This is a genomic window from Sphingomonas sp. ABOLH, assembly GCF_003951715.1.
GTDB classification, from domain to species: domain Bacteria; phylum Pseudomonadota; class Alphaproteobacteria; order Sphingomonadales; family Sphingomonadaceae; genus Sphingomonas; species Sphingomonas hankookensis_A.
In genome coordinates, this window is the sequence record NZ_QQWV01000023.1 from 20529 (window position 1) to 41205 (window position 20677).

At 68.0% G+C, this 20677-nt stretch carries 15 protein-coding genes; 8 read left to right on the forward strand and 7 right to left on the reverse strand.

Annotated features, from left to right (window positions below):
- Positions 1–290: 290 nt before the first annotated feature.
- From CA237_RS11830 to CA237_RS11840, 3 genes are read right to left on the reverse strand one after another with little or no spacing between them, the layout of a single operon-like run.
- On the reverse strand, positions 291–1454 hold the full coding sequence (locus CA237_RS11830; protein ID WP_066688290.1) for a glutathionylspermidine synthase family protein: 1164 nt from the start codon (positions 1452–1454) through the stop codon (positions 291–293).
- Positions 1454–2197 carry a PspA/IM30 family protein gene (locus CA237_RS11835; RefSeq protein WP_066688289.1) on the reverse strand — a complete coding sequence of 248 codons (744 nt, stop codon included), beginning with the start codon at positions 2195–2197 and terminating at the stop codon, positions 1454–1456. Before CA237_RS11835 ends, CA237_RS11830 begins: the two co-directional genes overlap by 1 nt.
- Before the next feature lie 13 nt (positions 2198–2210).
- Complete coding sequence (locus tag CA237_RS11840; protein WP_126014201.1) at positions 2211–2642, reverse strand: YjfI family protein; 432 nt, start codon at positions 2640–2642, stop codon at positions 2211–2213.
- 95 nt (positions 2643–2737) lie between these two features.
- Between CA237_RS11840 and CA237_RS11845 the strand changes: the two genes are divergently transcribed.
- The 4 genes from CA237_RS11845 to CA237_RS11860 are packed head-to-tail and all read left to right on the forward strand — an operon-like array spanning position 2738 to position 5437.
- Complete coding sequence (locus CA237_RS11845) at positions 2738–3742, forward strand: potassium channel family protein (protein ID WP_066688285.1); 1005 nt, start codon at positions 2738–2740, stop codon at positions 3740–3742.
- Positions 3739–4377 (forward strand): DUF2491 family protein, encoded by a 639-nt coding sequence (locus CA237_RS11850; RefSeq protein ID WP_198158485.1) that lies wholly within the window; start codon positions 3739–3741, stop codon positions 4375–4377. Before CA237_RS11845 ends, CA237_RS11850 begins: the two co-directional genes overlap by 4 nt.
- An 11-nt stretch (positions 4378–4388) precedes the next feature.
- A complete protein-coding gene (locus tag CA237_RS11855; protein WP_066688279.1) occupies positions 4389–4802 on the forward strand; it encodes a DUF350 domain-containing protein in 414 nt (137 codons plus the stop codon).
- Positions 4803–4813: 11 nt separating this feature from the next.
- A complete protein-coding gene (locus CA237_RS11860) occupies positions 4814–5437 on the forward strand; it encodes a DUF1190 domain-containing protein (protein WP_066688277.1) in 624 nt (207 codons plus the stop codon).
- A gap of 237 nt (positions 5438–5674) precedes the next feature.
- Here the strand turns inward: CA237_RS11860 and CA237_RS11865 are convergent, their stop codons facing one another.
- Positions 5675–6145 (reverse strand): low molecular weight protein-tyrosine-phosphatase, encoded by a 471-nt coding sequence (locus CA237_RS11865; RefSeq protein WP_066688275.1) that lies wholly within the window; start codon positions 6143–6145, stop codon positions 5675–5677.
- Between the two features lie 211 nt (positions 6146–6356).
- Here CA237_RS11865 and CA237_RS11870 point away from each other — a divergent pair, with 211 nt between their 5' ends.
- Positions 6357–8435, forward strand: a complete 2079-nt coding sequence (locus CA237_RS11870) for a carbon starvation CstA family protein (RefSeq protein ID WP_066688271.1) — start codon at positions 6357–6359, stop codon at positions 8433–8435.
- A complete protein-coding gene (locus CA237_RS11875) occupies positions 8419–8607 on the forward strand; it encodes a YbdD/YjiX family protein (protein WP_066688269.1) in 189 nt (62 codons plus the stop codon). The genes CA237_RS11870 and CA237_RS11875 overlap by 17 nt, the downstream gene beginning before the upstream one ends.
- Before the next feature lie 260 nt (positions 8608–8867).
- Here CA237_RS11875 and CA237_RS11880 read toward each other — a convergent pair whose 3' ends face one another.
- Positions 8868–10523 carry an MFS transporter gene (locus CA237_RS11880; RefSeq protein ID WP_066688267.1) on the reverse strand — a complete coding sequence of 552 codons (1656 nt, stop codon included), beginning with the start codon at positions 10521–10523 and terminating at the stop codon, positions 8868–8870.
- Positions 10524–10684: 161 nt separating this feature from the next.
- On the opposite strand from CA237_RS11880, the gene acs reads away from it, so the two are divergent.
- Together acs and CA237_RS11890 are read left to right on the forward strand one after the other, a co-directional pair.
- A complete protein-coding gene (acs, locus tag CA237_RS11885) occupies positions 10685–12619 on the forward strand; it encodes an acetate--CoA ligase (RefSeq protein ID WP_066688265.1) in 1935 nt (644 codons plus the stop codon).
- Positions 12620–12727: 108 nt separating this feature from the next.
- Positions 12728–13345 (forward strand): response regulator transcription factor, encoded by a 618-nt coding sequence (locus tag CA237_RS11890; RefSeq protein ID WP_066688263.1) that lies wholly within the window; start codon positions 12728–12730, stop codon positions 13343–13345.
- 439 nt (positions 13346–13784) lie between these two features.
- Here the strand turns inward: CA237_RS11890 and CA237_RS20145 are convergent, their stop codons facing one another.
- Together CA237_RS20145 and CA237_RS11900 are read right to left on the reverse strand one after the other, a co-directional pair.
- Positions 13785–17042, reverse strand: a complete 3258-nt coding sequence (locus tag CA237_RS20145) for a PAS domain-containing hybrid sensor histidine kinase/response regulator (RefSeq protein ID WP_066688258.1) — start codon at positions 17040–17042, stop codon at positions 13785–13787.
- Positions 17043–17203: 161 nt separating this feature from the next.
- Positions 17204–20527 carry an error-prone DNA polymerase gene (locus tag CA237_RS11900; protein ID WP_066688257.1) on the reverse strand — a complete coding sequence of 1108 codons (3324 nt, stop codon included), beginning with the start codon at positions 20525–20527 and terminating at the stop codon, positions 17204–17206.
- Positions 20528–20677 lie beyond the last annotated feature (150 nt).

Here is a 20677-nt window from a genome sequence, read left to right on the forward strand (position 1 = left end):
TCATTCCCGCGAAGGCGGGAATCCATACACGCAACGCTGCGGCTCCATCATGATCGTCAGCGGCAATGGGTGCCCGCCTCCGCGGGAACGACGGAGTGGGTGACGCACCGCCGCGCCCCCATCGTCATCCCGGCGGAGGCCGGGATCCATTGTGTCGGGCGGCATCGACAAAAACGCTACGTGGCACATCCATGGATTCCGGCCTACGCCGGAATGACGGAGCGTTTGCGGAGAGCGAACCCGCGACCCACCATGCCGGAACGACGGAGCGTGTGAGAGAACCGCCCCCCTCAAACAATCGCATGCGGCACGAACCGCGCCAGATCGCGCGTGATCGGCCCGTCATCCTCGCGCACCGACAGCGCGACCGCCTCGTCGCCGACGATCCACGATCCGACCACCGCATGATTGCCATCGAACACCGGCAACCGCGCCAGCGCCTGCACGACATGCCCCTCCTCGCCATAGCCGCCATCCGGCCCGCGCGCGGTGGTGCTGCCATCGACCAGTTCGATATCCCAGCCCTCGCGCGAAAAGATCGGCTTGCGCACATAGGCATCGCCAATCTCCGCCAGCGCCGCCGCATCATCGGCAAAGGCGGCGGGCAGCAGGTTCGGGTGCCCCTTATGCCGCTGCCACAACAGCGGCAAAATCCCCTTGTTCGACAGCAACGCCTTCCACGCAGGCTCCAAGAACAGCGTCTTCGTCGCCGCCAGTTGCTTGGCGTACGGCTCGCGCAGCATATCCTCCCACGGATACAGCTTGAACAGCGCCGCGATCAGCACGTCGTCGCCATCGACGAACGCGCCGTCGCCGTCGACGCCGATCCGGTCGATCGCGACGAACGCCGGGTCCAGCCCCGCCTGCCGCGCGACATCCTCCAGATAGCGGACCGTCTGGCGATCCTCGACATGATCGTCGACCGACGCGAAATGCACCGTGCTGCCGCGCGTGAACAGCGCGCCGAAGCGCTCGACCAGCGCATCGTGCAGCCGGTTATACTGGTCGGCGCCGGCCGGCAGCGTGCCGTCGGCGATGCGATCCTCCAGCCATTGCCACTGGAACAGCGCGGTTTCGAAGATGCTGGTCGGGGTGTCGGCGTTATATTCCAGCAGCTTGGCCGGACCGGAACCGTCAAACGCGAAATCGAACCGCCCGTAGAGCGACGGCGCATGTGCCTTCCATGACGCCGCCACCACGTCGCGCATATCGTCGGGAATGGCGAGGCGGTGCATCAGCGCGTCGCTGCCGACCACCTCGTCCACCAGATCGCGGCACAGCGCATGGAGTTCGGCGCTGGGGCCTTCGATCCCCTGCTCCACCTCGTCGAGCGAGAAGGCGTACCACGCCTCCTCCTCCCAATATTTCTGCCCGTCCTGATGGTGGAAGGTGAATCCCATCCGCTCGGCGGTCGCCCGCCAGTCGGGACGGGGGGCGACCGTGCGGCGTTCCATCAATCGCGCCCGATCGTCCCGCCGTCGCGCGTGCCGTCCGACAGGCGCGGCGCGGCGTCCTTGGGCTGCGACAGGCGCGCGAGGATGTCGTCGGCGCTGCTATGGCCGGGCAGCAGCCCCGCCGCCTGCAGCTTCGCATCGAGGTCGGCGCCGGTGCGCATGTCCTCCAGCTCGGCCTGCGCCTTGAACTTCTCCTCGCGGATCGCCTGGCGTTCCTTCAACCGCGCCAGGCTGTCCGCCGCCGACCCCAGCGACGCCGTCGCCCCGCCATAACTGCTGGCGACCGAGGCCTGCGCCTTCTGCACGCTCTCGTTCGCGCGGACGACGTCGACCTCGCGGCGCAGCGCGTCGATCTTGCTGTCGCCGGTCTTGATGATGCCGCGGATCTTGTCCTCGGCCGCGCGCATGTCGGCGATCTGCGGCGTCTTGGTCGACTGTTCCTGCTCGATCGTGGCGAGACGCTGGGCGACTTCGCGCGCCAGGTCCATGTCGCCGCGCGCCATCGCCGCGCGGGCCGACGATTCATACTTGTCGCGCTGCGACGTCAGCGCCTCCAGCTCCTTTTCCATCATCCGCCGCTTGGCGGTCAGCGTCGCCAGATCGTCGCGCGCCTTCGCCTGCAGCGATCCGGCGTCGCGGATCTGCTGGTCGAGGATCGTCAGCGCCTTGGCATCGACGATCGACTGGCCGGTTTCATGCGCGGTGCCGCGGACCAGCGCGACCAGATTCTTCCACATCGACATCGACTAAACTCCGTTACGCGGCAAATTCGGTGCGCAGCTCGGACGCCGCCTCGATCGCATTCTGCGCCAGCACGCGCAGTTCGATCAGCACGGTACGCAGCGACGATTCGACCGACAGCTCACCCACCAGTTCATAATATTCGCGTCCGCCGACTTCGGCGATGGCGAAATTCGACAGCGGCACCAGCTTCTGCGTCTTTAGCAGGAACCGGTTGAACGCGTGCTGGTCCGCCTGTTCGTCGACCGGCCACAACAGCGTCGACACGATGATCTGCTCACCCGCGACCGAGGCGAAGATGGCGAGGTCACCGAAATGATGCATGGTCAGTTTGAGCACCGGTTCGGCCTGCTCGATCCGCTCGACGCTCAGTTCGTCGGCAAACTCGGCGCCGCGCAGGGCCTCGGCAAGGCCACTGGTCGTCCAGCTACGGGGTGCTTCGTCCATTCATCCCTCCGAAACGCCGGCCCGGTGTGTTGGCCGCGCTTGACACCCCAAGCATAAGGCGCGACCAAAAAGCAAGGTGCGGGGGCAGTCGAGGAATGAAGCCATTCAGTCTGGGCGCTTATCTTCGCCGGCTCTATCTCGCGGCCAGCGAACTGCATCGCGGGGTGCTGCTCGCGCTGCTGGTGCTGCACATGACGATCTCGTGGGAGTTGCTGTCCTTCGCCGGCGAAACCGACCTGCTGCGCCCTTCGGCCTATCTCTACTGGTATGCGACGACCGCCTCGACGGTCGGTTACGGCGACCTGTCGCCGAAATCGGATGCCGGGCGGGTGGTCACCGCGCTGTTCGTCATGCCCGGCGCGATCGCTTTGTTCACCGTGTCGATCGCGCGTGCCTTTGCCGGGGTGTCGGCGCGCTGGCGTCGGCGGCGTCTGGGGTTGGGGGACTATAAGGCGATGCGTGGTCATATCGTCCTCGTCGGCTACGACCCCGACCGCACGCCCCGCATGATCGCGGAGATCGTCGCCGACGGGCAGGGTCACGAACTGGTGCTGGTCGCGACGCAGGAATTGGCGGTCGACGCCGCGACCCACCGCTTCGTGCGCGTCCCCTCGCTCACCGCCCCCGCCGACCTGCGCCGCGCCGGAGTCGCTACCGCCGAGCGGGTCATCGTCTACGGCCCGTCCGACCCGGACACGCTGGCGGCGACGCTGGCGGTCACCGCGCTCAACGAAACCGGTCATGTCGTCTGCTTCCTGCGCGATGCCGACACCGCCGGGCTGCTCGCCGCGCATTGCCCGCAGGTGGAGGTCGTGCTGACCCCGACCGTCGAACTGGTCGTAAAGGCACTGAGCGACCCCGGCTCCAGCCGCCTGATCGCCCAGCTCGCCAGCCATACCGACGATGGCGGCACGCTCTATGCCACCACCGCGCGCACCGCCGGCAGCTTCGACGAAGCCGCCCGCGATCTGCGCGCAAGGGGCGGAATTTTGGTCGCCAGCTGTGGCGCAGGACAGAATTCGCCGGTATTCGACCCCGACGGTCAGGTCGCGGCCGGCGACCGGCTGTTCTACATCGCGCGCACAAGGATCGCGGCATGATTTTCGGCAGCCTGTTCGGCGGCGCTCCCAAGGACGAAACCCCCGCCGTGGCGGTGGTCCGCAACATCACCATCGGGCGGCAGGTGCGGTTGGACGTGCTGGCCTGGCGGCGGCTGACCGGTGCGGCCTTCACCCTCGAGCGCGACACGCTGGAAATCACCGCGCAGGGGCTGATCCGGCTGGATGATGGCAGCCATGTCCATCGGTTCTACACCGATGACGAACTGATGTTGCAGGCGGTCAGCCAGCGCGCCGACGGGTCGGACGCCGACGACTTCACGCTGTTCCGCCCCTGGTCGTCGACCTATCCGACCGACTGGGCCGATACCGGCGCGTTCCGGGGCCGCCTGTCGCAGCCGGTGTGGGATGAACCCGGCCTCGCCCGCTTCGACCGTTTCTGGTACCCCGACGACGACCGCGTACAGCCGCCGGTCGAACTCTGGGAAGCGGTGTATGAGGAACGCACCGCCCGCCCGGTCCGCCATATCAAGCAGACCTGCATGCTCTATGCCCGCGAGGTCCCGCCCGAAGGACAGGAACTGCTGCTCGCGCTGGCGATGCAGCCCGAGGGCGGCGACCTGACGCACGAAATCATGGTCGGGCTGCCGCTGCTGCCTGCCGAATTCAACGCCTGAAGGGGAACGGGATGTTCGATATTGCCTATTTCATGAACGGGGCGGTGCATTTCATCGTCGCCTTCGGCCTTGCCTGCCTGTTCCTGACCGTCTTCAAATGGCTGTATCAGGTCTCGACCCCCTATGACGAACGCGCGCTGATCTCCGCGAACAACGTCGCGGCGGCGGTGGCGCTGGGCGGCGCGATCATCGGCTTTGCGCTCCCCCTCGCCTCGGCGCTCAGCGTCACGATCAGCGTCGTCGAATTCACCGCCTGGGCGCTGCTGGCGGGCGTGATCCAGATCGTCGCCGCCTTCATCATCCGCCGCGTGATCGTGCGCGACATGGCGGCGCGGATCGAAGGCGGCAACGTCGCCAGCGCGATCTACAGCGCGGCGACCTCGATCGGCGTCGGGCTGCTCAACGCCGCGTCGATGACCTATTGAAGGGCCTGTCCATGACCACCCTGCCCCCCCGCCGCAAACGCTCGGTCGCTGCCGGCCTGACCGCCGTCGGCGCGGTCGCGATGCTGTCGGGCTGCGACGACAATAACGAACAGGCCCGCTTCGGCCCCCCGACCGAGGTCGCGGCGTTCCAGACGGTGCAGCAATGCGTCGACAGCGGCCAGTTCGACCGCGACACCTGCGTCGCCGCCCAGCAAAAGGCGTTCAACGAGGACGGCAAGGCCGCGCCGCGCTTCGACAGCCAGCAATTGTGCGAGGAACAGTTCGGCGCCGCCCAGTGCCAGCGCCGCAGCGAAGGCGGACAGAGCTTCTTCACGCCGCTGCTCACCGGCTTCCTGATCGGGCAGCTCCTCAACAACAATTCGTCGCGCTACACCTATGGCGGCCTCTACCGCGACCGCCGCGACCGCGACGGCGGCTGGTACACCGGCTCGGGCGCCTATCTCAGCCCGAACAACGGCTATCGCTACAATGTCGGCAGCAAGGCGATCACGACCCCGGTCACGACCCAGCGCATCCAGACGCGCAGCTCGGTCGTCTCGCGCGGCGGCTTCGGCGGCCGGGTGAGCGCGCGCTCCAGCGGCGGCTGGGGTGGGGGTCGTTCGTTCGGGGGGTAGTACGTTTTCGGGGGCTGGTCCGACCTGACCGACCTGAACTCCGCCCCCCGACCACGCACGTCACCCAGCGCAGGCTGGGGCCTCTCGCGGCTCCTGTCCCGCGCGGTTACTGAAAGACCCCAGCCTTCGCTGGGGTGACGTGTACGGCCAGGTGACAGGTGTCGCCGCGAAAGTGCGCGCGATCAGGCTGAAATGCGAAGCCTTGATCGCGCGCTCCGCAAACGTCACGCGACGGCCTTACCGCAACCCCGCCATGATCGCCTCCGCCGCCGCCGACACATCGGCCCATGTCACTTCGAACCCGGCGGCATCGCCATAATAGGGATCGGCCACCGCCTGCCCTGTCCGCCCCGGCACCGCATCCATCAGCAGGCCGATCCGCGCGGTCGCATCCCTCGGCGCGCGCCGCCGCAGCTCCGCCAGATTATCGCCGTCGAGCGCGAGGATATCGGTGAACCGCCGATAATCCGCCGCCGTCACCTGCCGCGCGCGATAGCCCGAAATATCGATGCCATGCGCCCGCGCGACCGCCTGCGACCGCGGATCGGGCGGGTTCCCGACATGCCACGCCCCGGTCCCGGCGGAATCGACGGTGATCGCCACCCCCGCCCGCGCCGCCGCATCGCGCAGCGCCGCCTCGGCAAGTGGCGAGCGGCAGATATTGCCGAGGCAGACGAGCAGGAAAGAGCGGTTGGGTGGTTTCGGCATAGTCCTCTCCATACCCGTTCGGTTCGAGCAGCTTCGAGCTTGTCGAGAAGCGTCCGTCGAGAACTCGGTCGCTTGGGGCACCCCCTTCTCGACTTCGGTTCTCGACAAGCTCGAACCTGCGCTCGAAGCAAACGGGTGAACCAAGTGTGACGAAACCCTTGGCATCCCCCGCCCCCTTCCGCCAATAGTATCCCAAACAGGGGAGACGCCGATGGCAACCGCAACCACACCGATCGCACCGACCACCGCGCGCGAACGGATCGGCTGGGCCGCCGTGGCGATCGTCGGCGCCATCGCGCTCGGCTGGATCGCGCTGATGCGCGGCGAACCGGTCAACGCGCTGTGGATCGTGGTCGCAGCACTCTGCGTCTACGCCATCGCCTATCGCTTCTACGGCCTGTTCATCGCGTCGCGCGTGCTGCGCGTCGATCCCTCCCGCCCGACCCCGGCGGTGCGCCGCGACGACGGGCTCGATTATGTCCCGACCCATAAGGGCGTGCTGTTCGGCCACCATTTCGCCGCCATCGCCGGCGCCGGCCCGCTGGTCGGCCCGGTGCTCGCCGCGCAGATGGGCTACCTCCCCGGCACGCTCTGGCTGCTCGCCGGGGTCGTGTTCGCAGGCGCCGTGCAGGATTTCCTGATCCTCTATTTCTCCACCCGCCGCGACGCGCGGTCGCTGGGCGACATGATCCGCAGCGAAATGGGGCTGATCCCCGGCACCATCGCGCTGGTCGGCGTGCTGATGATCATGATCATCCTGCTGGCGGTGCTGGCGCTGGTGGTGGTCAAGGCGCTGACCGGCAGTCCCTGGGGCACCTTCACCGTCTTCGCGACCATCCCGATCGCGGTGCTGATGGGCCTCTATGGCCGCTTCCTGCGGCCCGGCAAGATCGCCGAAATGTCGGTGATCGGCTTCGTCCTGCTGATGGCGGCGATCGTCGGCGGCGAGCCGGTGGCGCATTCGCCGGTCTTCGCGCCGATGTTCACCTATTCCGGCCCGGCGCTGGCGCTGATCCTGATGGCATACGGCTTCGTCGCCTCGGTAGCACCCGTCTGGCTGCTGCTGGCCCCGCGCGATTATCTCTCGACCTTCCTCAAGATCGGGGTGATCGCCGGCCTCGCGCTCGGCATCCTCTATGTCCGCCCCGACCTGGAGATGCCCGCTGTCACCCGCTTCATCGACGGCACCGGCCCGGCCTTTTCGGGCAAGCTGTTCCCGTTCCTGTTCATCACCATCGCCTGCGGCGCCGTCTCCGGCTTCCACGCGCTGATCGCCAGCGGCACCACGCCCAAGATGGTGGCGAGCGAGGCCGACCTGCGCTTCATCGGCTATGGCGCGATGCTGACCGAAAGCTTCGTCGCGATCATGGCGCTGATCGCCGCCTGCGTGCTCGATCCGGCCGTCTACTTCGCGATGAACGCCCCGCCCGCGCTGATCGGCACCACCGCGCAATCGGCAGCCAGCGCCATCGCCAACTGGGGCTTCGTCGTCACCCCCGACATGCTCGACCAGCTCGCCCGCGACGTCGGCGAGAGCAGCATCCTGTCGCGCGCCGGCGGTGCCCCCACTCTCGCGGTCGGCATGGCCCACATCCTGAGCCAAGTGATCGGCGGACAGGCGATGATGGCCTTCTGGTATCACTTCGCCATCCTGTTCGAGGCGCTGTTCATCCTGACCACCGTCGATGCCGGCACCCGCGTCGCCCGCTTCATGATCCAGGACCTGCTCGGCAGCTTCATTCCGGCAATGAAGGAGACGCAGAAGCTCGGCCCCAACCTGATCGGCACCGCGCTCGCCGTCGCCGCTTGGGGCTATTTCCTCTACAGCGGCGTCACTGATCCGCTGGGCGGGATCAACACGCTGTGGCCGCTGTTCGGCATCTCGAACCAGATGCTCGCCGCCATCGCGCTGATCCTGTCGACCGTCCTCCTCTTCAAGATGAAGCGCGACCGCTATGCCTGGGTGACGATGGTCCCGACCGCATGGCTGCTGATCTGCACGCTGACGGCGGGGTGGCAGAAGCTGTTCGACGCCAATCCCAAGATCGGCTTCCTCGCCCATGCCAACGTCTTTTCCGAAGCGCTGGCGCGTGGCGATATCCTCGCCCCCGCCAAATCGGCGGCGGAGATGCAGCGGATCATCCTCAACGACCGCATCGACGCCGCGCTGTGCGTGCTGTTCATCGTCGTGGTGCTGTCGATCCTCGCCTATGGCATCGGCGCGATCCGCAAGGCGAAGGCCGTCCCCACCCCCACCACGCAGGAGGTCGGCGATGCGCTTCCTGCATAAGCTGGCGGAGGGGGCGCGGCTGATGGTCGGCGTCCCCGATTACGACCGCTACGTCGCGCATCGCACGGCGCACCACCCCGGCGAACCGATCATGACGCTCAAGGAATTCCACCGCGACCGGGTGGCAAGGCGCTACGGCACCGGCCCCGGCGCCCCGCCAAGATGTTGCTGATCGCGAACCTCTACCCACCGTCACCCCGGACTTGATCCGGGGTCCCGCTTCTTCTGCGGCCGTGGTTGAGAAGCGGGACCCCGGGTCAGGCCCGGGGTGACGAAGTTTGCGATGCTCGGACCCGCATCGGCACCTTGCCTAAACCCCAGACACAACCGTACCCCCGCGCAGGCGGGGGTCCAGAGCCAGGCAAACGACGATCGCGTATGCCGCCCTGGACCCCCGCCTGCGCGGGGGTACATCTTGCCAAACGGTCGTACCTAATCCCGGATATTCCGCCGAAACGTCTCTGGCAAAAACAGCACCCCCAGCACCAGCGTCACCACCGCCAGCACCACCGGATACCACAGCCCGTAATAGATATCGCCGGTCGCCGCGACCATCGCGAAGGCGGTCGTCGGCAGGAACCCGCCGAACCAGCCATTGCCGATATGATAGGGCAGCGACATCGACGTATAGCGGATGCGGCTGGGGAACAGTTCGACCAGCAGCGCCGCGATCGGGCCGTACACCATGGTCACCAGGATCACCATGAACCACAGGATCAGCACCACCAGCGGCTTGTTGATCGCCGCCGGATCGGCCTTCGCCGGATAGCCCGCTGCGCTGAGCGCCGACGCGACCTCGCCCTGATAGGCGGTGATCGCCGCCGCCCGCGCCGGTCCGCTCACCTTCGCCGGATCGGGCGCCACCAGCACGCGGTCGCCGACTGCGACGCTCGCGATCGTCCCCGCCGGTGCCTCGACATTGGTGTAGCTGATGCCGTTCTTCGCCAGATAGGATTTGGCGATGTCGCAGCTCTTCGCATCGAACTTGTTGCGCCCGATCGGATCGAACTGGACCGAACAATCCGCGTCATGCGCGGTGACGCGAACCGGCGACGCGACCTGCGCCGCCGCCAGCGCCGGATTGGCGGCATCGGTCAGCGCGCCGAACAGCGGGAAATAGGTGAGTGCCGCAATCGCACAGCCACCCATGATGATCCATTTCCGCCCGATCCTGTCCGACAACCAGCCGAAGAACACGAAGAACGGCGTCCCCAGCGCCAGCGCGATGGCCAGCAGCACGTTCACCGTCGCGCCATCGACCTTCATCATCTTTTCGAGGAAGAACAGGACGTAGAACTGGCCTGTATACCACACCACCGCCTGCCCCATCGCCGCGCCGAACAGCGCGATCAGCACGACCTTCAAATTCGGCCAGCGCAGGAACGCCTCGGTCAGCGGCGCCTTCGACGTCTTGCCCTCTTCCTTCATCTTTAGGAACACGGGGCTTTCCGACAATTGCAGCCGGATCCACATCGATACGCCCAGCAGCAGGATCGACACGAGGAACGGCAGCCGCCACCCGAACCCGCCGAACGTCTCTTCGCCCAGCGCGGTGCGGAACCCGATCACGACCAGCAGCGCCGCGAACAGCCCCATCGTCGCCGTCGTCTGGATGAAGCTGGTGTACAGCCCCCGCTTCCCATCGGGCGCATGTTCCGCGACATAGGTCGCCGCCCCGCCATATTCCCCGCCCAGCGCCAGCCCCTGCAGGATACGCAGCAATACCAGTATCACCGGTGCGGCCACCCCGATGCTGGCATAGCTCGGCAACAGGCCCACCGCGAAGGTCGACAGGCCCATGATCCCCATCGTGACGAGGAACGTGTTCTTGCGCCCGACCAGATCGCCGATCCGCCCGAACACCAGCGCCCCGAACGGCCTGACCGCAAACCCGGCGGCAAATGCGCCCAGCGCCAGGATGAACCCGGTCGTCTCGTTCACGCCCGAAAAGAACTGCTTCGAAATATACGTCGCCAGCAACCCGTACAGGTAGAAGTCGTACCATTCGAACACGGTGCCGAGCGACGACGCCGCGATCACCAGCTTCTCGTTCTGGCCCTTGTGGGGCACGGCTACAGCCTCTGCCATGGCGGCATCCTCTCGTCTTGTCCGGTGCAGTCTGTCGCCACACCTCGTGCCGCGCCAGTGTCATCTGCACGCGCCATGGCGGCCAGTACGACCTTGGTAGTAGGGGCCGACCGCTTGACGCGCGTACCCGCGACCGCACATCAGGCGCACAGGAGAGAAACATGACCCAGACGATCCACGCGGCCCCGCACGACGCCGTCGCCCAGGTGGACAAGGCCGAATATGACGCGCGCTACGCCGCATCGGTCGCGGACCCGGAATCCTATTGGCGCGAGGGCGGCCGCTGCATCGACTGGTCGCGGCCCTATACCGAGGTGAAGGACACCTCGTTCGACGAGGCCGATTTCCGCATCCGCTGGTTCGCCGATGGCCAGACCAACGTGTCGGTCAACTGCCTCGACCGCCATCTCGAGACGCGCGGTGACCAGACCGCGATCATCTGGGAAGGCGACGAACCGGGCGAGACGCGCAAGGTCACCTATCGCGAACTCCACAGCCAAGTGTGCTGCTTCGCCAACGTGCTGAAATCGAAGGGCGTGAAGAAGGGCGACCGCGTCACCCTCTATCTGCCGATGGTGCCCGAAGCCGCCGCCGCGATGCTCGCCTGCACCCGCATCGGCGCGATCCATTCGATCGTGTTCGGCGGCTTTTCGCCCGACAGCCTCGCCAACCGCCTCGTCGATTGCGACAGCCGGCTGGTCATCACCGCCGACGAAGGCTGTCGCGGCGGCAAGCGCATCCCGCTGAAAGCCAATGTCGACAAGGCGCTCGACCACGCCCCCGGCGTCGACACCGTCATCGTCATCCGCCGCAGCGGTGCCGACGTGCCGATGGTCGAGGGCCGCGATTTCTGGCTCCACGACCTCCTCGCCGACGCCTCGCCCGACTGCCCGGCCGAGCCGATGGACGCCGAGGACCCGCTGTTCATCCTCTATACCAGCGGATCGACCGGCAAGCCCAAGGGCGTTCTCCACACGACCGGCGGCTATCTGGTGTGGGCACACACCACCTTCCGCGACGTGTTCGACTATCGCGACGGCGAGGTGTTCTGGTGCACCGCCGATATCGGCTGGGTCACCGGGCATAGCTATGTCGTCTACGGCCCGCTGTCGAACGGCGCGACGACGGTCATGTTCGACGGCGTGCCCAACTATCCCGACCATGGCCGGTTCTGGGAAACGATCGACCGGCTGGGCGTCAACATCTTCTACACCGCCCCCACCGCCATCCGCGCGCTGATGCGCGAGGGCGACAGCTGGGTCACGAAATCGAGCCGGAAATCGCTGCGCATCCTCGGCTCGGTCGGCGAACCGATCAACCCGGAGGCATGGGACTGGTATCACCGCGTCGTCGGCGACCGGCGCTGCCCGATCGTCGATACCTGGTGGCAGACCGAAACCGGCGGCATCCTGATCTCGCCGCTCCCCTATGCCACCGACCTGAAGCCCGGCAGCGCGACGAAGCCGCTGCCCGGCGTGCAACCGATGATCGTCGATGCCGAGGGCAAGGAGCTGGAGGGCGCGACCGAGGGCAATCTGTGCATCACCGACAGCTGGCCCGGCCAGATGCGGACGGTGTGGGGCGACCACGACCGCTTCTTCCAGACCTATTTCACCACCTATCCCGGCAAATACTTCACCGGCGACGGCGTGCGCCGCGATGCCGATGGCTATTACTGGATCACCGGCCGCGTCGATGACGTCATCAACGTCAGCGGCCACCGCATGGGCACCGCCGAGGTCGAAAGCGCGCTCGTCGCCCACCCGAAAGTTGCCGAAGCCGCGGTCGTCGGCATGCCGCACGACATCAAGGGCCAGGGCATCTATGCCTATGTGACCCTGAACGCGGGCGACGAACCGACCGACGACCTGCGCGCCGAACTGCGGCAATGGGTCCGCAAGGAAATCGGCCCGGTCGCCACCCCGGACGCCCTCCAGTTCGCGCCCGGCCTGCCCAAGACCCGCTCGGGCAAGATCATGCGCCGCATCCTCCGCAAGATCGCCGAGAACGACACGTCCAATTTGGGCGACACTTCGACGCTCGCCGATCCGTCGGTGGTCGACACGCTGGTCGCCGAGCGTATCCGGCCGGCGTGATGCCCACTCTCGTCACCCCGGCCTTGAGCCGGGGTCCCGCTTCTTCTTCTGCCGTCGGTAAAAAGCGGTACCCCGGGTCAAGCCCGGGGTGACGCTGGAGAACGCGCGATGACCACCATCCTCGTCGCCGACGACCACCCGCTGTTCCGTCAGGCCCTGACCCTCGCCGTCCTGCAAGTCCGCCCCGACGCGCATATCGTCGAAGCCGGCTCGCTCGACCGCGCGGTCCAGGCCATTCGCGACGCCGACAAGCTCGCGCTGATCCTGCTCGACCTGAACATGCCCGGCGCGGTCGGCTATAGCGGCGTGGCCCTGCTCCATGCCGAAGCCCCCGACGTCCCCATCCTCGTCGTCTCCGGCGCCGATCGCGCCGCCGCCTTCGCCCAGGTTGCCCGGTTCGGCGCGGTCGGGTTCGTCGGCAAGGATGCGGCACTGGAATCGATCGAGGCCGCCATCGCCGCCGCGCTCGCCGGCGACCGCATGGCCCCCGACACCGCACCCGAAGACGACATGGCCGCCCGCGTCGCCGCACTCACTCCGATGCAGCTTCGCGTCCTGCTCGGCGTCCTCGCCGGCCGCCTGAACAAGCAGATCGCCCACGACCTCGGCATCGCCGAGACGACCGTGAAGGTCCACATGACCGCCGTGCTGCGCAAGCTCGACGTCGGCAACCGCACGCAAGCCGCCGTCGCCGCCCGCGCGCTCGGACTGGAAGTCACGGGCTAGGCCCTATTCCCCGTCACCCCGGGCTCGACCCGGGGTCCCGCTTCTTCTTCCCCGCCCACACAGGAAACCCTGTCCTACAAGCCACCAACCTGCCAGTATCGAACCCGCTCTTTCCCATCGTCGGCTTCGCTACCCCACCGCGCCCCATCCGGCCCCGCGACGAACACGTCACGAGTGTGAACTTAGTGACCTTTGGCGATTTTCCGCGGGTTTCGGGGACTGGTGGCAGACAACAACACGCACCTTTAAACAACTGGCGCCAGAACGAAGGCTGGGGCATCAACCGCCTCCTTCCCCGCGTTCGCAAACATGCGGTTAGTGTGAACTTAGTGAACTTTGGCTTGGTGGCACGGCCCCGACACGGGCAAAGCCCGTGCCGTCGGACGGCGCTCCCCGCGCCGCCGGCCGGCCGCGCCTCGGGTGGCTTGCAGTAGCTGCGCTACTGCTCGCCCGGCGCGGCTACCCACGCGTCGAACACCTCCCCCGCCAACGGCTTCAGCAACACCGTCACGCCCACCGCCTCAGCCGCCTCCGCCAGCGTCCGGCTCGCATCCGCCGTCACCAGCGCCGCGCGCAGCGCCGGCCTGACCGCGCGCAGCATCCCGATCAGCGCCAGCCCATCGACCTCGCCGCCCAGATCATGGTCGACGAACGCCACCTCCTCGCACACCCCGGCCAGCGCCTCCTCGACCGTCGCTGCCACCCGCACCCGGTGCCCCCGGCTGACCGCCAGCGCCGCCATCGCGCGCCGGACCCCGGCATCGTCATCGACGATCAGACACGACAGCGGCCCGACGTCGCGCACCGCCACCCGCGCCGGCACCGCCGTCGCCACGCCCTCGACCATCGGCAGCGTCACCGCAAAGCGGCTCCCCCGCCCGACCCGGCTGTTCAGGTCGACCTCCGCCCCCAGCAACGCCGCCGTCCGCGCGACGATGGCAAGGCCCAGCCCCAGCCCGGCATCCTCGGCCGTCGCCAGCCGCTCGAACTCGCGAAACACCCGCGCCCGGTCGGCCTCGGCAATGCCGGGTCCGCTGTCGACCACCTCGATCCGCGCCACGCCACCCCGCCGACGCACCCCGATCATCACCCCGCCCCGCGCGGTATAGCGCACGGCATTGCCCAGCAGATTCTGGACGATCGAGCGCAGCAGCACCCGGTCGGTTTCGACCACCGCATCCCCCGGCCCGATCCGCAGCACCAGCCCCTTTGCCCGCGCCTGATCGGCGAAACTGTCGACCAGCTCGACCAGCAGGCCCCGGACCCCGAAGCGCGTCGGCACCGGCACGATCCCCCCGGCATCCAGCTTCGATATGTCGAGCAGCGCCCGCAGCAACTGGTCCGCCGCCGCGATCGACTGGTCGATCCGCTCGGCCAGCGGCTTCGCCCGATCGTCCGCCCCCCGCGCCAGCGCGGCCGTGAACAGCCGTGCCGCGTGGAGTGGCTGCAACAGGTCGTGGCTGGCGGCGGCCAGGAACCGGGTCTTGTCCGCCGTCGCCCGCGCCAGCGCGGCATTGGCGTCGGACAGCGCGCGGGTCCGCTCCTCGACCCGCCGCTCCAGCTCGGCCCGCGCCGTCTCCACCGCACGCAATGCCTGCGCCTCGGCGGTGATGTCCGAAAAGCACATGACATAGCCGCCGCCCGGCATCGGCCCGCCCACGGTCTTCAGCACCCGCCCGTCGCTGCGCACCCGTTCGAAACTGTGCCGCGTCCCCCGCCGCATATGCGCCAGCCGCCGCGCGACATGGTCGTCGACCTCTCCGGGGCCGCAATCACCGCGCAGCGCATTGAACGCGATCGCATCGGCCACCGGCGCGCCGACCCGGATCATGCCGGGCGGGAACCCGAACAGGTCGAGATAGCGCTGGTTCCACGCGACCAGGTTCAGCTCCGCATCGACCACGCTGACCCCCGGATCGATATGCTCCAGTGTGGCGGCGAGTAGCCCCTTGGAAAATTGCAGGCTCTGCCCGCTCTCGTCCAGCATCCGCGCGACATCGTCCGCGCCCAGTCCCTCGCCCGACAGTGCGGACGCCACCAGCCGCCGTGCGGACGACACCCCGACCACCTGCGCCACCAGCCGTTCGGCCCGGCGCGCGGCGCGGGCATCGACATGGCTGCCCTCGCCCAGCTCCGCCCTCGCCCGCTCCTCGCCGACGAAGCGCGCGACCAGCTGGGTCAGCTCGGACAGGTCGCGCACCGGCGGCACCCGGTCGTCGCGGACGAAGGGCAGGCGCGGCGCGCGCGACAGGGCGACGGCGGCGTGGACGATCAGGTTCGCCGCCAGCGTCACCACCGCCGCCGCTGCGACCGCCCCCATCCCCGCCATCGCCGGGATCGGCAGCGGCGCTCCGCTCAGCGTCGGCACGAACAGCAGCAGCGTCCATCCGGCAAGGCCCGTCGCCAGCCCCGCCTTGGCCGCCAAGGGATCGCGCCCACCCCCGGCCACCGCCAGCAGCAGCGCGGGCGCGAACTGCGCCATCGCCGCAAAGGCGACCAGCCCGATCGTCGCCAGCCCGCGCGTCATCGGGATCAGCAGTGCGCTCATCAACGCCACGCCGATGATCCCGACGATCACGGCGCGGCGCACCCACAGCAGCGTCCGCCCGACATGCGCCGCTGCGGCCATGCGCGGGTGGCGCAGCAACAGCGGCGCGATCAGGTCGTTCGACACCATCGTCGCCAGCGCGACCGTCTCCATCACCACCATCGCCGTCGCCGCTGAAAAGCCGCCGACGAACCCCAGCAGCGCGATCGCCGGCGCTCCGGCGGCCAGCGGCATGGCGATCACCAGCAGGTCGGGCCGCGTCGCGCCGCCCTGCACCAGCGCGCCCCAAGTGATCGGCACGACCAGCAACGCGGTCAGCACCAGATAGGCGACGAACGGCCAGCGCGCCCGCGCCGGGTCGTGGCGGTCGTGCGCGGCGATCACCGTCACATGGAACTGGCGCGGCAGGCACAGCATCGCCGCCATCGCCAGCAACGTCGCAATGGCGAAGTCTCCGGCCGCCGGTGGCCGGGCAAAGCCGCTGCCCAGCCGCGCCATCCCCGCCGCCCGCTCCGCCGGTGCCGCCTCCACGACCAGCCACAACGCGAACAGCGCGACGGCGGCAAAGGCCGCGAGCTTGATGAGCGACTCCACCGCGACCGCCGCCAGCAGCCCGCCATCGGCCCGCTCCTTGGCATCGCCGCGCGTCCCGAAGCCGATGGCAAAGGCGGCCAGCACGATCGCGGTCACGATCATCGGCCGCGTCGTGTCGCCCAGGTTGGCCAGGGCGCCATAGCTGGTCGCGACCGACCGCAGCTGCAACGCGACATAGGGCACGGTCCCGGTCAGCGCGATCAGCGTCACCAAAGCCGCTACCCCTCGGCTGCGCGAAAACCGCCCGCCGATAAAGTCGGCGATCGACGTCGCCCCATCGGCCTGCACCGCCCCCACCAGCCGTACCAGCAACCGCCGTCCGAAGACGAACAGCAGGACCGGCCCCAGATAGATCGGCAGATAGGTCCACCCCTCGGCCACCGCGCTGCCGACCGCGCCATTGAACGTCCAGCTGCTGCAATAGACCGCCAGCCCCAGCGTATAGACCGCCCGCCGCCGCCCCGGCGCGATCCCCCGCCGCCGCACGACCCACGCCACCGCGAACAGCAGCGCGGCATAGCCGATCGCGACGACGAACAGCAGCAACCCGTTCATGGCCCTCCAAGGCAGCGATCGACCTTCAGCTCTTTCTCCGTCACCCCGGGCTTGACCCGGGGTCCCGCTTTCCTCGCCACCGTGGGGAAGAAGCGGGACCCCGGATCAAGTCCGGGGTGACGAAAAAGTAGGACCGTCCTACGCCGGGCGGCTGGGCGATGTCAGTGGAAATCGCGCGACTTCGGCACCAGCCGCACGTCGCGCGGGTGGCGCGACGCGACCGGGCGCACCACCTCGTCCCCCCGCGACGACGGCACCGGCGGCGGCGCCTCGCCCAGTGTGTCGAGCAGGTCGCTGCGGTCCCACACCCGCGCGCCCATCAGGTGCACGATCCCCTCGCGGCTGCGCTGCACCTCGCCCTCGACCAGCATCAGCCGCGCGCCCATCACCTCGCGCCGATACGCCTCAAACAATCGCGCCCACAGCACGACATTGGTGATGCCGCCCTCGTCCTCCAGCGTGACGAAGATCGCATTGCCCTTGCCCGGCCGCTGCCGCACGAGGACGAGGCCGGCGGCGGTGACCCGCGCGCCTGCCTTCGCCGCCATGATCCCGGCGCAACTCGTCACCCCCATCCGGTCGAGCCGCCCGCGCAGGAACTGCATCGGATGCCCCTGCAGCGACAGCCGCAGCGTCTGGTAATCGGTCACGACATGCTCGACCGCCGGCATCGCGGGCAATGTCATGTCCGGCTCCGCGCCCAGTTCGGCGGCTTTGGCATGGGCGAACAGCGGCAGCTCGGCATCCGGGGTTCGCCGCACCTCCCACAACGCCTCACGCCGGTCGAACCCGATCGATCGGAAGGCATCGGCATCGGCCAGCAGCCTGAGCGCCCGCTGCGGCAATCGCGCCCGCCGCGCCAGTTCCTCGACGCTGGCAAAGGGCCGCCCGGCGGCGATCGCCTCGGCCCAATGCTGACGGAACCCGTCCATCTGCCGAAACCCCAGCCTGAGCGCGAGGGGTATCCCCTCCTCCGTCACCCCGGGCTTGACCCGGGGTCCCGCTTCTTCAGCGACGTCGACAAGAAAGCGGGACCCTGGATCAAACGCAGGGTGACGATCACAGGCTAATCCTTCCAGCTTGTTATCCCAGTCGCTGACATTCACATCGATGCCCAGCACCGCGACCCCATGATCGCGCGCATCGCGGACGATCTGCGCCGGGGCGTAAAACCCCATCGGCTGCGAATTGAGCAGCGCACACGCAAACACCGCCGGGTGATGGCATTTGATCCACGACGACACATAGACCAGCCGCGCGAAGGACAGCGCATGGCTCTCGGGAAAGCCGTAGCTGCCGAACCCCTCGATCTGGCGGAAGCAGCGTTCGGCGAAGTCGGGTTCATAGCCGCGCGCGGTCATGCCATCGATCAGCTTCCGCCGGAAATTCTCGATCGTTCCCGGATTGCGAAAGGTCGCCATCGCCCGGCGCAGTTCGTTCGCCTCGTTCGGACTGAAGTCGGCGGCGACGATGGCGAGCTTCATCACCTGTTCCTGGAACAGCGGCACGCCGAAGGTCCGCCCGAGCAGGGTGCGCAGTTCGTCCGGATCATGTGGCGGCTTGGGCGACGGATAGGTGATCGCCTCCTGCCCAGATCGCCGCCGCAGATAGGGGTGCACCATATCCCCCTCGATCGGCCCCGGCCGCACGATCGCCACCTGCACCGACAGGTCGTAGAGCGAGGTGGGCTTCAGCCGCGGCAGCATGTTCATCTGCGCCCGGCTCTCGACCTGGAACACGCCGATGCTGTCGCCCTTGTGCAGCATGTCGTACACCGCCGCGTCGTCCGCCTTCAGGTCGACGGTCAGGTCATGCTCGCCCAGCCCGTGGTGCCGGAGCAGGTCGAACGCCTTGCGGATGCAGGTGAGCATGCCGAGCGCCAGCACATCGACCTTCATCAACCCCAGTGCGTCGATATCGTCCTTGTCCCATTCGATGAAGGTCCTCCCCTCCATCGCGCCGTTATGGATCGGCACCATCTCGTCCAGCCGCCCCTGCGTCAGCACGAACCCGCCGACATGCTGCGACAGATGGCGGGGAAATTCGAGGATCTGGTCGACCAGCCAGCGAAGCTGCGCGATCTCGGGATTGTCGATGTCGAACCCCGCGCTGGTATAGCGCCGCGCCTCCATCTGCCCGGCAAAGCTGCCCCACACGGTACTGCCCAGCCGCTGCGTTACGTCGCGGGTCAGGCCCAGCACCTTGCCGACCTCGCCCACCGCGCTCCTTGGCCGATAATGGATGACGGTCGCGGCGATCCCGGCCCGCTCGCGGCCATAGCGGCGGTAGATATACTGGATCACCTCCTCGCGCCGTTCATGTTCGAAATCGACATCGATATCGGGCGGCTCGCCGCGCTGTTCGGACACGAAGCGCGAGAACAGCAGATCATGCTCGTTCGGATCGACCGAGGTCACGCCGAGCAGGAAGCACACAATCGAATTGGCCGCCGACCCGCGCCCCTGGCACAATATCGGCGGATCGCAGGTCCGCGCGAACCGGACCAGATCATGGACCGTCAGGAAATAATGCGCATATTTCTGGCTGCGGATCAGCGCGAACTCTTCATCCAGCCGCTTGCGCACCCCGACCGGCAGGTCCGGCCCATAGCGCTCCTCCGCGGCGGTCATCGTCAGATGTTCCAGCCAGTCCTGTGCCTCCCACCCTGCCGGTACCGGCTCATGCGGATATTCGTACTTCAGGTCGGTCAGGCGAAACTCGATCCGCCTCAACAGCCTCACGCTTTCCTCGACCGCTTCGGGGCAATCGCGGAACAGCCGCGCCATCTCTTCGGGCGCCTTCAAGTGCCGCTCGGCATTCGCCGCCAGCTTGCGCCCGGCAGCGGCAAGGGTCGTGCCCTCGCGGATACAGGTCAGCACATCGTGCAGCGGCCGCTGCTCATGCGTCGCATAGAGCGCGTCGTTGGTCGCGAGCAACGGGACGCCGATCCTGCCGGCCAGCGCGATCCGCCCCGCCAGCCGCCGCCGATCGCGCCCGCCGCGCGGCATCGCGACCGCCAGCCATACCCGCCCCGGACAGGCATCGCGAAGCCGCGTCAGCAACGCTGCATCCGGCGCGGTGACGATCAGCAGCAACCCTTCCTGCCATGTCAGCAGGTCGCTCAATTCGAGGTGGCACTCCCCCTTCTTCGCCTTGAGATTGCCGCCGCTCAGCAACCGCGTCAGCCGCCCCCATGCCGCGCGGTCGGTTGGATAGGCGACGATGTCCGGCGTCCCGTCGGCGAACACCAGCCGCGCACCGACGACGAGGTCGAAGTCGTTGGGCGGCAATCCCTGCTCGACCAGCCCCTCATTCGCCTTCTTGAGCGACAGAAACGCCTGCACCACCCCCGCCACGGTGTTGCGGTCGGCAATCCCGATCCCGGCCATTTTCAGCTCGTTCGCCTGGCCGACCATGTCGCACGGCGGCGACGCCCCGCGCAGGAACGAGAAGTGCGTCGCGGCGATCAGTTCGGCAAAGGCCATCTCACGGACGGGCCTCGCCCGCCCCACCCGTCATCCCGGTGGAGGCCGGGATCCAAGGTTCCGCAATCGCCGAAGCCATTGAGTCTGCGGCACGGTGGATCCCGGCCTGCGCCGGGATGACGATTTGGCGAACGCCCAACCTTGACCCGC

What these genes read in the sequence shown, in the direction of transcription:
- CA237_RS11830 (WP_066688290.1), bottom strand. Translation starts at nt 1,454, where the DNA reads ATGGAACGCCGCACGGTCGCCCCCCGTCCCGACTGGCGGGCGACCGCC.
- CA237_RS11835 (WP_066688289.1), bottom strand. Translation starts at nt 2,197, where the DNA reads ATGTCGATGTGGAAGAATCTGGTCGCGCTGGTCCGCGGCACCGCGCAT.
- CA237_RS11840 (WP_126014201.1), bottom strand. Translation starts at nt 2,642, where the DNA reads ATGGACGAAGCACCCCGTAGCTGGACGACCAGTGGCCTTGCCGAGGCC.
- CA237_RS11845 (WP_066688285.1), top strand. Translation starts at nt 2,738, where the DNA reads ATGAAGCCATTCAGTCTGGGCGCTTATCTTCGCCGGCTCTATCTCGCG.
- CA237_RS11850 (WP_198158485.1), top strand. Translation starts at nt 3,739, where the DNA reads ATGATTTTCGGCAGCCTGTTCGGCGGCGCTCCCAAGGACGAAACCCCC.
- CA237_RS11855 (WP_066688279.1), top strand. Translation starts at nt 4,389, where the DNA reads ATGTTCGATATTGCCTATTTCATGAACGGGGCGGTGCATTTCATCGTC.
- CA237_RS11860 (WP_066688277.1), top strand. Translation starts at nt 4,814, where the DNA reads ATGACCACCCTGCCCCCCCGCCGCAAACGCTCGGTCGCTGCCGGCCTG.
- CA237_RS11865 (WP_066688275.1), bottom strand. Translation starts at nt 6,145, where the DNA reads ATGCCGAAACCACCCAACCGCTCTTTCCTGCTCGTCTGCCTCGGCAAT.
- CA237_RS11870 (WP_066688271.1), top strand. Translation starts at nt 6,357, where the DNA reads ATGGCAACCGCAACCACACCGATCGCACCGACCACCGCGCGCGAACGG.
- CA237_RS11875 (WP_066688269.1), top strand. Translation starts at nt 8,419, where the DNA reads ATGCGCTTCCTGCATAAGCTGGCGGAGGGGGCGCGGCTGATGGTCGGC.
- CA237_RS11880 (WP_066688267.1), bottom strand. Translation starts at nt 10,523, where the DNA reads ATGGCAGAGGCTGTAGCCGTGCCCCACAAGGGCCAGAACGAGAAGCTG.
- acs (WP_066688265.1), top strand. Translation starts at nt 10,685, where the DNA reads ATGACCCAGACGATCCACGCGGCCCCGCACGACGCCGTCGCCCAGGTG.
- CA237_RS11890 (WP_066688263.1), top strand. Translation starts at nt 12,728, where the DNA reads ATGACCACCATCCTCGTCGCCGACGACCACCCGCTGTTCCGTCAGGCC.
- CA237_RS20145 (WP_066688258.1), bottom strand. Translation starts at nt 17,042, where the DNA reads ATGAACGGGTTGCTGCTGTTCGTCGTCGCGATCGGCTATGCCGCGCTG.
- CA237_RS11900 (WP_066688257.1), bottom strand. Translation starts at nt 20,527, where the DNA reads ATGGCCTTTGCCGAACTGATCGCCGCGACGCACTTCTCGTTCCTGCGC.